The sequence below is a fragment of the Clostridium punense genome (assembly GCF_017874425.1).
GTDB classification, from domain to species: Bacteria; Bacillota; Clostridia; order Clostridiales; family Clostridiaceae; genus Clostridium_J; species Clostridium_J punense.
In genome coordinates, this window is record NZ_JAGGLL010000058.1 from 1 (window position 1) to 15,625 (window position 15,625).

At 34.9% G+C, this 15,625-nt stretch carries 15 protein-coding genes and 1 other annotated feature; all 15 genes read right to left on the reverse strand.

The features are described from left to right. The coding region (locus J2Z44_RS20265) for a GTP-binding protein (RefSeq protein ID WP_245353412.1) at window positions 1-170 on the reverse strand (170 nt) is incomplete at its 3' end. A gap of 60 nt (window positions 171-230) precedes the next feature. Further along, a complete protein-coding gene (fusA, locus tag J2Z44_RS20270) occupies window positions 231-2,291 on the reverse strand; it encodes an elongation factor G (RefSeq protein ID WP_021285002.1) in 2,061 nt (686 codons plus the stop codon). A 74-nt stretch (window positions 2,292-2,365) separates the two neighbouring features. After that, on the reverse strand, window positions 2,366-2,836 hold the full coding sequence (gene rpsG, locus J2Z44_RS20275; protein ID WP_021285003.1) for a 30S ribosomal protein S7: 471 nt from the start codon (window positions 2,834-2,836) through the stop codon (window positions 2,366-2,368). A 133-nt stretch (window positions 2,837-2,969) separates the two neighbouring features. Further along, a complete protein-coding gene (gene rpsL, locus J2Z44_RS20280) occupies window positions 2,970-3,347 on the reverse strand; it encodes a 30S ribosomal protein S12 (protein ID WP_021285004.1) in 378 nt (125 codons plus the stop codon). A gap of 122 nt (window positions 3,348-3,469) precedes the next feature. Next, window positions 3,470-3,706, reverse strand: a complete 237-nt coding sequence (locus J2Z44_RS20285) for a ribosomal L7Ae/L30e/S12e/Gadd45 family protein (protein WP_021285005.1) — start codon at window positions 3,704-3,706, stop codon at window positions 3,470-3,472. 120 nt (window positions 3,707-3,826) lie between these two features. Beyond that, window positions 3,827-7,366, reverse strand: a complete 3,540-nt coding sequence (gene rpoC / locus J2Z44_RS20290; RefSeq protein ID WP_209650015.1) for a DNA-directed RNA polymerase subunit beta' — start codon at window positions 7,364-7,366, stop codon at window positions 3,827-3,829. 20 nt (window positions 7,367-7,386) lie between these two features. Next, window positions 7,387-11,103 (reverse strand): DNA-directed RNA polymerase subunit beta, encoded by a 3,717-nt coding sequence (rpoB, locus tag J2Z44_RS20295; protein WP_209650017.1) that lies wholly within the window; start codon window positions 11,101-11,103, stop codon window positions 7,387-7,389. 701 nt (window positions 11,104-11,804) lie between these two features. Beyond that, complete coding sequence (gene rplL / locus J2Z44_RS20300; protein WP_021285006.1) at window positions 11,805-12,170, reverse strand: 50S ribosomal protein L7/L12; 366 nt, start codon at window positions 12,168-12,170, stop codon at window positions 11,805-11,807. Between the two features lie 141 nt (window positions 12,171-12,311). Beyond that, window positions 12,312-12,818 carry a 50S ribosomal protein L10 gene (gene rplJ / locus J2Z44_RS20305; protein ID WP_021285007.1) on the reverse strand — a complete coding sequence of 169 codons (507 nt, stop codon included), beginning with the start codon at window positions 12,816-12,818 and terminating at the stop codon, window positions 12,312-12,314. Window positions 12,819-12,850: 32 nt separating this feature from the next. Beyond that, window positions 12,851-12,979 (reverse strand) — a sequence feature (ribosomal protein L10 leader region). 38 nt (window positions 12,980-13,017) lie between these two features. Continuing rightward, a complete protein-coding gene (rplA, locus tag J2Z44_RS20310; RefSeq protein ID WP_035319848.1) occupies window positions 13,018-13,707 on the reverse strand; it encodes a 50S ribosomal protein L1 in 690 nt (229 codons plus the stop codon). 65 nt (window positions 13,708-13,772) lie between these two features. After that, window positions 13,773-14,198 carry a 50S ribosomal protein L11 gene (gene rplK, locus J2Z44_RS20315; RefSeq protein ID WP_021285009.1) on the reverse strand — a complete coding sequence of 142 codons (426 nt, stop codon included), beginning with the start codon at window positions 14,196-14,198 and terminating at the stop codon, window positions 13,773-13,775. 90 nt (window positions 14,199-14,288) lie between these two features. Next, complete coding sequence (nusG, locus tag J2Z44_RS20320; RefSeq protein WP_031271869.1) at window positions 14,289-14,810, reverse strand: transcription termination/antitermination protein NusG; 522 nt, start codon at window positions 14,808-14,810, stop codon at window positions 14,289-14,291. Window positions 14,811-14,855: 45 nt separating this feature from the next. Further along, window positions 14,856-15,080, reverse strand: a complete 225-nt coding sequence (gene secE, locus J2Z44_RS20325; protein ID WP_017417204.1) for a preprotein translocase subunit SecE — start codon at window positions 15,078-15,080, stop codon at window positions 14,856-14,858. 39 nt (window positions 15,081-15,119) lie between these two features. Continuing rightward, the gene (gene rpmG, locus J2Z44_RS20330; RefSeq protein ID WP_021285011.1) at window positions 15,120-15,269 is read right to left on the reverse strand and encodes a 50S ribosomal protein L33; all 150 of its coding nucleotides are present in this window, start codon (window positions 15,267-15,269) and stop codon (window positions 15,120-15,122) included. A 224-nt stretch (window positions 15,270-15,493) separates the two neighbouring features. Further along, window positions 15,494-15,625: EF-Tu C-terminal domain-related protein (locus J2Z44_RS20335; RefSeq protein WP_483416445.1), on the reverse strand; the 132-nt coding region annotated here is incomplete at its 5' end.

Sequence of the window (15,625 nt, forward strand, 5' to 3'; positions counted from 1 at the left end):
CTCTCTTCTGGTGCTTTATCTATTGATGCATAATCGAATGCTTCTGCAAATCCTTTTTTTGATAAAACTGTTGTTATTGCAGCTGTTAATGTTGTCTTACCGTGGTCTACGTGTCCTATTGTTCCAATATTTACGTGTGGTTTGTTTCTTTCGAATTTAGCTTTTGCCATTTTTCAATTCCTCCTTGATAAAGAAATTACTTTTATTTATTATTTATAAAAATTAGAATACTATTTTTTTATAATTTGCTCTTGAACGCTCTTAGGTACTTCTTCATAAGCAGCAAACTCCATGCTTGATACTCCTCTACCTTGTGTTGCAGATCTTAATACTGTTGTATATCCGAACATTTCTGATAGTGGAACCATAGCTCTTATAACTTGAGCTCCTGCTTGTGGGTCCATTCCTTCTATTCTTCCTCTTCTTGAGTTTACGTGTCCCATAACATCTCCCATGTACTCTTCAGGAACTGTTATTTCAACTTTCATTATTGGCTCAAGAAGTACTGGGTCTGCTTTTGCCATAGCATTTTTAAATGCCATTGATCCTGCAATTTTGAAGGCCATTTCTGATGAGTCTACATCATGGTATGATCCATCAACAAGCTTAACTTTAAAGTTAAGAACTGGGAAGCCTGCAAGTATACCTGCTTGAGATGCTTCTTGAATTCCATTATCGATTGGCGCAACATATTCTTTTGGAACTGATCCTCCAACGATAGCATTTTCAAACTCATAAGGTCCTTGGTGAGGTATTAACTCGATAACTGCGTGACCATATTGTCCACGTCCACCTGATTGTCTAACAAACTTACCTTCAGCTTTAACAGCTTTTCTGATAGTTTCTTTGTAAGATACTTGTGGTTTACCAACATTACACTCAACTTTAAACTCTCTTTGTAGTCTGTCAACGATGATTTCTAAGTGAAGCTCACCCATACCAGCTATAATTGTTTGACCTGTTTCTTGGTTTGTATAAGTTTTAAATGTTGGATCCTCTTCAGCAAGTTTTGCAAGAGCTACTCCCATTTTTTCTTGACTAGCTTTTGATTTAGGCTCAATAGCTACTTCAATAACTGGTTCTGGGAACTCCATGCTCTCAAGAACAACTGCATTGTCCTCATCACATAAAGTATCTCCTGTTGTTGTCATTTTTAAACCTATAACTGCACCTAAATCTCCAGCACGAAGTTCTTGAACTTCTTCTCTGCTGTTAGCATGCATTTTAACAAGTCTTCCAATTCTTTCTTTCTTACCTTTATTAGCATTTAGTACATAAGTACCACTTTCCATTATTCCAGAGTAAACTCTAGTGAAGGCTAACTTTCCTACAAATGGATCAGTTGCAATCTTAAATGCTAAAGCTGCTAAAGGTTCTTCATCACTTGTATGTCTTTCTATTTCTTCACCAGAATCAGCATCTGTACCTTTAATAGCTGGAATATCAAGTGGTGATGGCATGTATTCAACAACAGCATCAATCATCATTTGAACACCTTTATTTTTATAAGATGATCCACATAATACTGGTACTATTTCATTGTTTATTACACCTTTTCTTAATGCAGCTTTTAACTCTTCAATTGAGATTTCTTCTCCATCAAGATATTTCATCATTAACTCTTCATCTAATTCAGCTATCGCTTCAATCATAGAAGCTCTATATTCTTCTGTTAAGTCCTTCATTTCTTCTGGAACTTCAACTATCTCGAATACTTTTCCCTCTTCATCTTTATAAATCTCAGCTTTATTTTCAATTAAGTCTACAATTCCGATGAAGCTCTCTTCTTTACCTATTGGTAATTGTATTGGCACTGCATTTGCTTTTAATCTGTCTCTCATCATGCCTACTACCCTAAAGAAGTCTGCACCCATGATATCCATTTTATTTACATATGCCATTCTTGGTACTTGATACTTATCCGCTTGTCTCCATACTGTTTCAGACTGAGGTTCAACCCCACCCTTAGCACAGAATACAGAAACCGCTCCATCAAGAACTCTTAGAGATCTCTCAACCTCAACTGTGAAATCTACGTGTCCTGGTGTATCTATGATGTTTATTACATGATCTTTCCAGAAACATGTTGTAGCAGCAGAAGTAATTGTTATACCTCTTTCTTGCTCTTGAACCATCCAGTCCATTGTAGCGCCGCCTTCATGAACTTCACCAATTTTGTGAGTTCTACCTGTGTAGAATAATACACGCTCAGTAGTTGTTGTCTTACCAGCATCTATGTGAGCCATTATTCCTATGTTACGAAACTTTTCTAAAGCGTATTGTCTTGCCACCTTTTGTTCCTCCTCTCAACGAGTAATATAAATTCGAGAAAACTGTTTTGGCAGGAGCCAAAACAGTTCTTATATTAATATCTGTAATGAGCAAAAGCTTTGTTTGCTTCAGCCATTTTATGAGTATCTTCTCTCTTTTTAACAGCTACTCCAGTATTGTTTGATGCATCGATTAACTCATTAGCTAATCTCTCTCTCATATACTTTTCGCCTCTTTTTTCACAAGCAAATAATATCCATCTGATACCAATCGTCTGTCTTCTTTCAGGTCTTACTTCGATAGGCACTTGATAAGTTGCTCCACCTATTCTTCTTGCTTTAACCTCTAATAATGGCATTACGTTGTTCATTGCTGCTTCAAATACTTCTAGTGCTTCTTTACCAGTCTTTTCTGCAATGATTTCAAAAGCATCGTAGCATATTTTTTGAGCTACTCCTTTTTTACCATCTTCCATTATGTTGTTTATTAACTTTGTAACAACTTTTGAATTGTACATTGGATCTGGTAATACATCTCTTTTAGCTATAAATCCTTTTCTTGGCACTTTTCTTCCCTCCTTAACATTTTAAATTAAATCACAGGTACTCGATATCTCTACCGTAAAGCGCTCTGCTCCAACAACTATGTATTAATGTGTATATATAAATGCCGAAGGCATAGCACTCTTTAATAATGACCTATTTTTTCTTTGGTCTCTTAGCACCGTATTTAGATCTTGATTGTAGTCTGTTAGCTACTCCAGCTGAGTCTAAAGCACCTCTTACAATGTGGTATCTAACCCCTGGAAGGTCCTTAACTCTTCCACCTCTTATAAGAACAACACTATGTTCTTGTAAGTTGTGTCCTTCACCTGGAATGTAAGCAGTAACCTCAAATCCGTTTGTAAGTCTTACTCTGGCAATTTTTCTTAACGCTGAGTTTGGCTTCTTAGGAGTTGTTGTTTTTACTACTGTACACACACCTCTTTTTTGTGGGCACTCTTTAAGTGCTGGTGATGCTGATTTGTAAGCAACAGATTTTCTTCCTTTTCTTACTAATTGGCTAATAGTTGGCATTTTTTCACCTCCTCATAATATTAAAACTGGTTTCCTAAAGTTATATCTGCACTGTGATATAAAGTAATATTACTTTATATCACAGTAGATACCTTTATATAAAATTACTTGTTAGCTAAAAACTAAAGTATGAGTGCAGTTGCTGCAGAAACTTTAATAGCACATAGGCTTCCTAGTTCTTTCATTGTTTCAACATATACAATCTGCAGGGAGTTAGACTTTGCCAACTCTATTATAGGCTCTACCAGTTTTAAGTCCGCATCTTTTGCTACATACAATTTTTTACCCAGCTTGTTTTTCAAAGCTTTACTTGTTTGCTTGATGCCAATAACTTTTTCTCCTGAAAGTCTGCCTATCATATGCTTTCCCCCTCATAAGCGTAATTCTAAATCTCTTTATAATAATATAAATTATTTTTAAAATCACACACAAGCTGTATTTTATCACTTTAAATGAACCATGTCAACATAATATATATATTAAGCTTCAAGTTCACCTGTTAAATTATCAGTAGCCTCTTCTTCCTTTTCAGTGGATATTTTAATGCTTCTATAACGTGTCATACCAGTTCCTGCAGGAATAAGTTTACCAATAATTACATTTTCCTTTAATCCTAGAAGTGGATCAATCTTTCCTTTGATAGCTGCATCAGTAAGAACTCTTGTAGTTTCCTGGAATGAAGCTGCTGATAGGAATGAATCAGTGGCAAGAGCTGCTTTTGTTATACCTAAAAGAGAAATCTTCCCTTCTGCTGGTACACCACCTTGTGCTAATACTTTTTCATTCGCTTCTTCAAAGTCAAAAATATCAATCATAGTTCCTGGAAGTAACTCGCTATCCCCTGACTCTTCAACCTTAACTTTTCTTGTCATTTGTCTAACTACAACCTCAAGATGTTTATCGTTGATATCAACACCCTGAAGTCTGTAAACCTTTTGAACTTCCGAAAGAAGATAGTTTTTAACTCCATTAACTCCTTTGATTCTTATGATATCATGAGGGTTAACTGATCCTTCAGTAATCTCATCTCCAGCACCTATAACGTCCCCATTAAGAACCTTTATTCTTGATCCAAATGGGATATCGTAGCTAAATTCTTCACCAAAGTTATTTGTAACAATTACAATTCTCTTCTTCTTAGTTTCTTCAATTCTTACAGTACCAGACTGATCACTAACAATTGCAAGTCCTTTTGGTTTTCTAGCTTCAAATAGCTCCTCAACCCTTGGAAGACCTTGAGTTATATCTGCTCCAGCAACTCCACCAGTGTGGAATGTTCTCATTGTAAGCTGAGTTCCTGGCTCTCCTATGGATTGTGCAGCGATTATTCCTACTGCTTCTCCTATATTTATTTTCTGAGAAGTAGCCATGTTCATTCCATAACATTTAGAACAAACACCTATTTTAGACTTACAAGTAAATACAGATCTGATTTTAACCTTCTTAACTCCTGCTTTTTCTACAGTTTCAGCCATTTTCACATCCATATATGTGTCTCTAGGTACTAAAACCTCTCCAGTAGTAGGGTGGATTATATCTTCTGCACTGTATCTTCCTGTTAATCTTTCTGTTAGTGGTTCAATAACTTCGCTTCCTTCTTTAATTTCAGATACTTCAAAGCCTTCTGTAGCTCCACAGTCTTCACTTCTAACAATTACATCTTGGCTTACGTCAACAAGTCTTCTTGTTAAGTAACCTGAGTCAGCTGTTTTAAGTGCTGTATCGGCGTTACCTTTTCTAGCTCCGTGAGTAGATATAAAGTATTCTAAAACGTCTAGACCTTCTCTGAAGGATGCTCTAATTGGAAGCTCAATGATTTTACCTGATGGGTTAGCCATAAGTCCTCTCATACCAGCTAGCTGTTTTATCTGGCTCTTTGATCCTCTGGCTCCTGAATCTGCCATCATGTTTATTGGATTAAATTTATCCAAACTATTCATAAGAGCATTAGCTATATCTTCAGTAGTCTTAGTCCACTTATCTATAACCCTTTCATATCTTTCATCTTCAGATATGAAGCCTCTTCTATACATTTTTTCTATCTTATCAACAGTAGCATCTGCCTCTGCTAAAAGTTCTTTCTTTGCTGGTGGTACTTCCATATCCGCAATAGCAACTGTTATAGCTCCTATTGATGAGAAGTGGTATCCCTTAGCTTTAATATTATCAAGCATTTTTGATGTTTCAGTAGCACCATATCTTAGATAGCAATTATCTATTATTTTACCTAAATTTTTCTTGCTTACTAGGAAATCAATTTCAAGCTTAAACTCATTTTCTGGAATGCTTCTATCAATAAATCCTAAATCCTGTGGAATTGATTCGTTGAAAATAAGCTTACCAGGAGTTGTTTCTATAATTCCACTAACCAACTTGCCATCTTTAATCTTAGACATTTTAACTTTGATTTTTGCATGGATGTCAATATCTTTAACCCCATATGCCATAAGCACTTCATCTGGAGAAGAGAACATTCTTCCTTCACCCTTAGCACCATCTTTGTCTAAAGTTAAGTAATATGATCCAAGAACCATATCCTGTGTTGGAACACACACTGGTTTTCCATCTGATGGTTTCATAATGTTATGAGCTGCAAGCATTAAAAATCTTGCTTCTGCTTGTGCTTCAACAGATAGTGGTACATGCACAGCCATTTGGTCTCCATCAAAGTCAGCGTTGTAAGCAGTACAAACTAGCGGATGTAATTTTATTGCTCTTCCTTCTACTAGTATTGGTTGGAATGCTTGAATTCCAAGTCTGTGTAGAGTAGGAGCACGGTTTAGTAATACTGGATGATCTTGAATAACTTCTTCTAATACATCCCAAACTTGAGCTTGAACCCTCTCAACCATTCTCTTAGCACTCTTAATGTTATGTGCAACTCCACTTTCAACTAGTTTTTTCATAACAAAAGGCTTAAATAATTCAAGAGCCATTTCTTTTGGAAGACCACATTGGTACATCTTAAGTTCAGGTCCAACTACTATAACCGAACGTCCAGAGTAGTCAACACGTTTTCCAAGTAAGTTTTGTCTAAATCTTCCTTGTTTTCCTTTTAACATATCTGAAAGAGATTTAAGTGGTCTATTTCCTGGTCCTGTTACAGGTCTTCCTCTTCTACCATTATCTATAAGAGCATCCACTGCCTCTTGAAGCATTCTCTTTTCATTTCTAACAATGATATCTGGAGCTCCAAGATCCAATAACTTTTTCAATCTATTGTTTCTGTTTATAACTCTTCTATAAAGGTCATTTAAGTCAGAAGTAGCAAACCTACCTCCATCCAATTGAACCATAGGTCTTAAATCTGGTGGAATTACTGGAATTACATCTATTATCATCCACTCAGGTTTATTACTTGATTTTCTAAAAGACTCTACTACATCAAGTCTTCTTATAGTTCTGATTCTCTTTTGTCCAGTACTTGTTTTCAAGTCCTCTTTTAATTCTGTAGCTAATGCATCTAAATCTATATCTTGTAATAATACTTTTACAGACTCTGCTCCCATTCCAGCTACAAAACCATCATATCCAAACTTATCAACTGCTTCTCTGTAGTCTTTTTCTGTTAGAATTTGCTTTTTATCCAGTCCAGTATCTTTTGGGTCTAAAACTACATAGGAAGCAAAGTAAAGAACTTTCTCTAAAGATCTTGGGGACATATCAAGGATTAATCCCATACGTGATGGAATTCCTTTAAAGTACCATATGTGAGATACTGGGGCAGCAAGTTCTATATGCCCCATTCTTTCACGTCTTACTTTAGCTTTTGTCACCTCAACGCCACATCTATCACATACTATCCCTTTGTATCTAACTCTTTTATACTTTCCACAATGACATTCCCAGTCTTTTTGAGGTCCAAATATTCTTTCACAGAAAAGACCATCTCTTTCAGGTTTTAAAGTCCTATAGTTTATCGTTTCAGGTTTTTTTACCTCTCCTTTTGACCATTCCCTGATCTGTTCTGGAGACGCTAATCCTATTTGTATTGCATCAAAATTATTTATTTCAACCAAGGGTAATCCTCCCTTCATTTTTAGTTTTCATCATTGAAATCATCTAAAACCAATTCTTCTTCAAAGTCATCTAAAGGTAAGCTTGCATAATCTATATCTATATCTTCATCTTCTTCTATTTCCACTTCTTCCAGTGGTTCTATCTCTTCTATCTCCGGTGTTGGTGGAACTACATCTTCACTACCTTCGATATTTACCTCTAAGTCTTCTAAGTCTTCATATACAGAATCCTTAAGTTTTATTTCCCCTAGTGTCTCATCTAATAATTTAACATCTAGACATAATGCTTGAAGTTCTTTTATAAGAACCTTAAAGGATTCTGGTATTCCTGGTTGAGGAATGTTATCACCTTTTACTATAGCCTCATAAGTTTTAACTCTTCCTACAACGTCGTCTGACTTAACTGTCAGAATCTCTTGTAGTGTATGAGCTGAACCATAAGCTTCAAGTGCCCAAACCTCCATCTCTCCAAATCTTTGGCCTCCAAACTGTGCTTTACCACCTAGAGGCTGTTGTGTAACTAGAGAGTATGGTCCAGTAGATCTAGCATGTATCTTATCATCAACTAAGTGATGTAGTTTTAAGATATACATATATCCTACAGTTACTCTATTATCAAAAGGCTCTCCTGTTCTACCATCATATAAAACAGTTTTACCATCTCTTGAGTAACCAGCTTTTTCTAAACATTCTTCAATCTCTACGTCTTGAGCACCATCAAACACCGGAGTAGCAATATGCCAACCAAGTTCGCTAGCTGCCCAGCCTAAGTGAACCTCAAGTACCTGACCTATATTCATACGAGAAGGAACCCCTAGTGGATTTAAGCAGATATGAAGTGGTCTTCCATCTGGTAAGAATGGCATATCTTCCTCTGGTAATACTCTTGAAATAACCCCTTTATTACCGTGTCTTCCAGCCATCTTATCTCCAACTGAAATCTTTCTTTTTTGAGCTATATAACATCTCACTAATTGATTCACTCCTGGTGGAAGTTCATCAGCATTTTCTTTTGTAAATACCTTAACATCTACAATTATACCTGCTTCCCCATGTGGAACTCTTAGTGAAGTATCTCTAACTTCTCTAGCCTTTTCTCCAAATATAGCTCTTAATAATCTCTCTTCAGCAGTAAGCTCCGTTTCACCTTTAGGAGTTACTTTTCCAACTAAAATATCTCCTGACCTTACTTCTGCTCCTATTCTTATGATTCCACGCTCATCAATATCTTTAAGCGCATCTTCACCTACATTTGGAATGTCTCTTGTTATTTCTTCAGGCCCTAATTTAGTATCTCTAGCCTCTGCTTCATATTCCTCAATGTGAACAGATGTGAATACATCATCTTTAACTAGTTCTTCAGAAATAAGCATAGCATCCTCATAGTTATAACCTTCCCAAGTTATAAATCCTATTCTGATATTTTTACCTAATGCTATTTCTCCTAAATCTGTTGATGGACCATCTGCTAGAACTGTATCTTTTTCAACCTTTTCACCTTTGTCAACTATTGGTCTTTGGTTAATACAAGTTCCTTGGTTAGATCTCTTGAATTTTAACAACTTATAAGTATCTATTCCACCATCTTCATCTCTTTTAACTCTAATTTCATTTGCACTTACATACACAACAGTACCTGCATTCTTAGCCTTAGGAAGAACCCCTGAGTCTACTGCTGCTTTATATTCTATTCCTGTTCCTACTACTGGAGCTTGAGCTTTAAGTAGTGGAACTGCTTGACGCTGCATGTTTGATCCCATCAGTGCACGTGATGCGTCGTCATTCTCAAGGAATGGAATCATGGCTGTTGCTACTGAAACTATTTGTCTTGGTGAAATATCTATTAAATCAACATCTTCATGTGGTACTACAACAACTTCTTCTCTAACTCTAACTGTAACCTTTTTATCAACAAATGATCCATCCTCATTTAGTGGTTCACTTGCTTGTGCTACTAGATAGTTATCCTCTTCATCAGCTGTCATATATACTATTTTGTCTATAGCTCTACCTGTCTTTTTATCCACAACTCTATAAGGAGTTTCAATAAAACCATACTCATTAACTTTTGCATAAGTAGCTAAAGAGTTGATAAGACCTATGTTTGGACCCTCAGGTGTTTCTATAGGACACATTCTACCGTAGTGAGAGTAGTGAACGTCTCTTACTTCAAAGCCTGCTCTTTCTCTTGAAAGACCACCTGGTCCAAGAGCTGATAATCTTCTTTTATGTGTTAACTCTGAAAGAGGATTAGTTTGATCCATGAATTGAGAAAGCTGAGAACTTCCGAAGAATTCTTTAATAGCTGCTACTACTGGTCTTATGTTAATTAAAGCTTGTGGAGTGATGACTTCTTGGTCTTGAATAGTCATTCTTTCCTTCACAACTCTTTCCATTCTTGAAAGACCTATTCTGAATTGATTTTGTAGTAATTCTCCAACAGATCTTAATCTTCTATTTCCTAAGTGATCTATATCATCGATATTACCAATACCATACGTTAATCCTAACTCATAGCTAATAGTCGCATAGATATCATCTTTCACTATATGTTTTGGTATTAACTTATTAATATTAAGTTTAATTTGCTCTTTTATTGTTTCTTCATCACTATAAGCATCTAAAATTTCCTTTAATGTTGGATAGTGAACAGATTCTCTGATATTTAAATCCGAAATGTCAAAATCAACTTGCTTGCTTATGTTAACAAAGTTATTACCTATTACTCTTATAATTCTATCATCAACTTGAATATCAACTGAATTAATTCCTAAATCTTGAATTTGAACAGCTGTTTCTCTATCAATCTTTTGACCTTTTTCAACTATGATTTCACCAGTTGCTGGATTTACAATATTCTCTGCTGCTATCTGATTTGCAATTCTTAAGTGAACTGAAAGCTTCTTATTAAATTTATATCTTCCAACTCTTGATAAGTCGTATCTTTTAGCATCAAAGAATAAAGAATCAATTAATGAAATAGCACTATCCACAGTTGGCGGCTCGCCAGGTCTTAATCTCTTATATATTTCTAATAGAGCGTCATTTTTTTCTTTAGTATTATCTTTTTCTAAGGTAGCTTTTAATCTTTCTTCTTCACCGAAAAAGTCTAGTATTTCGATGTCACTACCATTATTCATCATAACTCTTGCCAATACAGATATTGGTAGCTTTCTTGTTTTGTCTATTCTTACATAGATAACATCGTTAGAATCTGTTTCATACTCTAACCACGCACCTCTATTAGGTATAACAGTAGACGAGAATAACTTCTTACCTGTTTTATCCACTGTATAATTGTAATAAGCTCCTGGTGATCTAACTAATTGGCTAACTATTACCCTCTCAGCTCCATTTATTACAAATGTACCCTGTTCGGTCATTAATGGGAAATCTCCCATAAATACCTCTTGTTCTTTGATCTCTCCAGTTTCATTATTACGCAATCTAACCTTAACTTTTAATGGTGCTGCATAAGTAGTATCTCTCTCTTTGCACTGCTCTACAGAATACTTTATATTATCCATATCAAGTTTGTATCCAACAAACTCTAAAGATAAATTTCCTGTATAGTCTTGAATCGGATTGATGTCCTCAAACACCTCTTGCAGCCCTTCAGCTAAAAACCAATTGTAAGAATCCAATTGAACCTCAATTAAATTCGGCATCTCAGCTGTTTCTTTTACTCTAGAAAAACTCATTCTTGTTCTTTTACCAACTTTTACAGGATGTACCATTAATTTTTCACCCCTTGTATAAACTAAAATAACCAAAAACCCACTATCCCCTAGGACTTTGTGTTTTCGGAATCACACATATTCATCATGCAATTATATCCAAAATTTAAAAAAGTATTCAATTATATAGTTTTATAAACACTAACCCTTCTGCATAAATATATTTATATGCGCAGTTTTGCTAGACACATAAATCAAACTACAAATTATATGCGTAACATATCTTTTGAGCCAAACGGAAAACAAGCATTATTGAATTTGTAATCAATTGGTGGTGTTTGCCTAGTGTGGTACAAAATTAACTGTTACATTACGTAGTTCTATTTTAGATATGTCCAGTTAGCATTCTAAAAAGTAGTATTATTTTTTAGAATTAAGGTAGGAATATATACTATACAGTTTAAATAGTTTAAAGAATTTTGTTTTTTTGCTATGATTCACTGTATTTCTTTGCATTAAATTATGTTAGCATTATATATGTTAAATGTCAACCATATTATATATAAATTTAAAAAAATAATTTCAATTATTATACTTTAATAGCATATAAGTTCAATTCATTAAGCTCTTAATAATCCCTGACTATTCACCGATTACTAAGAACATTTAGCTTCATACTTTTTTATCTCACTATAGACTGTAGTTAAAAAAGATTATAAAAATAGAGCACCTTATTTTAAAGTGCTCTATAATTTAAAGTACTATTTTATTTCTATTACAGCACCAACTTCTTCAAGTTTAGCTTTCATATTTTCAGCGTCTTCTTTGCTTACGCCTTCTTTTAATGTTTTAGGAGCTCCATCAACTATATCTTTAGCTTCTTTTAATCCTAAACCAGTTAATTCTCTAACTACTTTTATAACTTTTATTTTTTGTGCTCCAGCATTAGCTAAAACAACATCAAACTCAGTTTTCTCTTCTGCTGGTGCAGCTGCTGCTCCTGCTCCTGCTACTGCAACTGGTGCAGCTGCGCTTACTCCGAACTCCTCTTCGCAAGCTTTAACTAATTCATTTAAATCTAAAACGCTCATTTCTTTTATAGCTTGAATAATTTCTTCTCTTGTCATTTTAAAAAGCACCTCCGAATTTTCTTTTAATCTACTATTATGTTATTTGTTTTATATTTACATAATTGACTAAGTATATATTATATAACTTATCCATTACGTAGGGTTAGTCTACTTTAAGTATCAATATATTAGTTAATACTATTCAGCAACTTCACCTTGTTTTTTCTCTGCTATAGCATTTAATAAGTATGCTAAGTTTGAAAGTGGAGCTTTGAAGCTTCCAAGAAGTTTTGCAATAAGAACATCTCTTGGTGGTATTGCTGCAAGTTCTTTAACTTGTGCAGTGTCATATACAACACCTTGAACATATCCTGCTTTTAACTCTAACTTCTTATTTGATTTAGCAAAATCAGCTAATACTCTAGCTGGAGCTGTTGGATCTTCATATCCAAATGCTATTGAAACTGGTCCTTGAAGATGTTTTTCTAAACCTTCAATTCCTAATTCTTTAGCTGCTAGTGTAACTAATGTGTTTTTGTAAACTCTATATTCAACACCAGCTTCTCTTAGTTTTTTTCTTAATTCTGTATCTTGCTCAACAGTTAAGCCTTGATACTCACTAAGAATAATACCTTGAGCTTTCTCCATTTTTTCTCTTATCTCAGCAACTTTTGCTTCTTTTAATACTCTATTTTTGCTTTGCACTGTGTGTCCACCTCCTCACAGTTTTCACTGTTTATTAAAAAAATTAAGGTCTCTCCGCAGGCACACGAAGAGACCAATAAATTCGCATTTATTAGAATCCTCGGTAGGTATCATGTTACGCCTAAAGCACCTACTGTCTACGGAATAATAATCTATTCAACTTTTAGAATTCTAACACATTTCATGCAATAAGTCAATACTAATCAAGAACTTTTACTGGATTGATTTTAACTCCAGGTCCCATTGTTGATGCAACAGTAACTGATTTAATGTATTGTCCTTTTGCAGCAGATGGTTTAGCTTTAACTACAGCTTCCATTAAAGTGTGGAAGTTTTCCATTAACTTCTCTGTACCGAAAGATGTTTTACCTATTCCAACGTGTACAATAGCAGTCTTGTCAACTCTGTACTCAACTTTACCAGCTTTGATATCAGCTAAAGCTCTAGTAACATCAAATGTAACTGTTCCTGATTTTGGGTTTGGCATTAAACCTTTTGGTCCTAATACTCTTCCTAATCTTCCTACTACACCCATCATATCTGGAGTAGCTACAACTACATCAAAATCAAACCAGTTCTCTTTTTGAATTTTATCAACTAGTTCTTCTGCTCCAACGTAATCAGCTCCAGCAGCTTGCGCCTCTTTAGCTTTATCACCTTTAGCAAAAACTAACACTCTAACTGTTTTACCAGTTCCATTTGGAAGCACTACCGCTCCTCTTACTTGTTGATCTGCATGTCTTGGGTCAACTCCAAGTCTTACGTGAACTTCTATAGTTTCATCAAATTTAGCTTTTGATGTTTTAATTGCAAGTTCCATAGCTTCTGATGGTGTATATAGAGCACTTCTATCTACAAGTTTAGCACTCTCTATGTAATTCTTTCCCATTTTGCCCATTTTGCTATCCTCCTTTGTGGTAATAACGGCATTGCCTCCCACCGAATTAATTAAGATTACTCTTCTACTACAATACCCATGCTTCTAGCTGTTCCAGCTATCATGCTCATAGCAGCTTCTACAGATGCAGCATTTAAATCTGGCATCTTTAACTCAGCTATTTCTCTAACTTTAGCCATTGATACAGTAGCAACCTTTGTTCTGTTTGGAACTCCAGATCCACTCTCAATTCCAGCTGCTTTCTTTAATAGAACTGCTGCTGGTGGAGTTTTTAGTATGAAACTAAATGATCTGTCTTGGTATACTGTGATTACAACTGGTATAATTAATCCAGCTTGATCAGCAGTTTTCGCATTAAACTCCTTACAGAATCCCATAATATTTACACCGTGTTGACCAAGTGCAGGTCCAACTGGTGGTGCTGGAGTTGCTTTTCCTGCAGGAAGTTGAAGTTTTATCATTCCTGTTATTTTCTTAGCCATGAGTTTACACCTCCTATAATGTGGTAATACGGACTTTTCAGCCCTCCCACTTACTAAGATTACATCTTATAGATTTCATCTTATTAAGTTTTAATCTAATTTTTCTATTTGATTAAAATCAAGTTCAACAGGAGTTTCCCTGCCAAACATATTAACTAAACCTTTAATCTTGTGCTTCTCAACATTTATTTCTGTAATAAGCACTTCGAAATTTTCAAACGGCCCAGATGTAACCTTAACATGTTCACCAACTTCATAATCAACAGTTATGTATGTTTCAACAATACCCATGTTTTTTACTTCTTCTTCAGTTAGTGGAACAGGTTTAGATCCAGGTCCTACAAATCCAGTAACCCCTCTAGTATTTCTTACAATATACCAAGAGTCGTCTGTCATTACCATTTTAACCATTACATATCCAGGAAATACTTTTTTATAAGTAATTTTCTTTTTACCATCTTTTATTTCCACTTGTTCTTCCATAGGAACCTGAATATCGTGAACAAATTCTTCTAGGTTTCTATTTTCAATGGCTTTTTCAAGATTAGCTTTTACTTTATTTTCATATCCTGAGTATGTGTGAACTACATACCATTTAGCTTTTCCTGTCATAGCTTTAGGGGGCTGAAGGCTCAATCCCCTTACCTCCTTTAAAAATTATTTAAAAATCAAATCAAAGAGGTTCTTAAAACCAGTATCTAACAAACCTACAAGAATTGCATAAAGAACACAAAAACTAATAACAGCATTTGCAGCTTTTTTTAGCTCTTCTTTTGAAGGCCATGTTACTCTTTTGAACTCTGCTTTTAAGTCGATAAAAAACTGCACTAAACCAGCGCGTTTCTGCTTTTCTTTTGCTTTAACATCAACTTTTTCAGCCATCTTTTTTCACATCCCCAAAATATTTGAAGTTCAAACGAACTATTTTGTTTCTTTATGAAGTGTATGTTTGTGGCAGAATTTACAATATTTCTGCATTTCAATTCTGTCTGGATTATTCTTCTTATTCTTCATAGTATTGTAGTTTCTTTGTTTACACTCAGTACATGCTAAAGTTATTTTAACTCTCACAATCTACACCTCCTAGTTGGTACCTTGTTTATAAAAGTTACATATCTATCAATTCTATTTCTAAATCTTCGTCGCAATTTTTTGCTACCTAAACAATTTATCATAAGTTAATAGTTATGTCAATAAATTCATTCATGGTCATTTATGGCAATTCAATCACCATAATTTTACCTTTTAAAAGGACCAGGTGTAGAAACCTAGTCCTATACATATTTCCCTTGCTACTATTTAATTATAGAAGTAACAACTCCTGATCCTACAGTTCTTCCACCTTCTCTGATAGCGAATCTTAATCCCTCATCCATTGCGATTGGGTTTATTAATTCAACGTTCATGTCGATGTGGTCTCCTGGCAT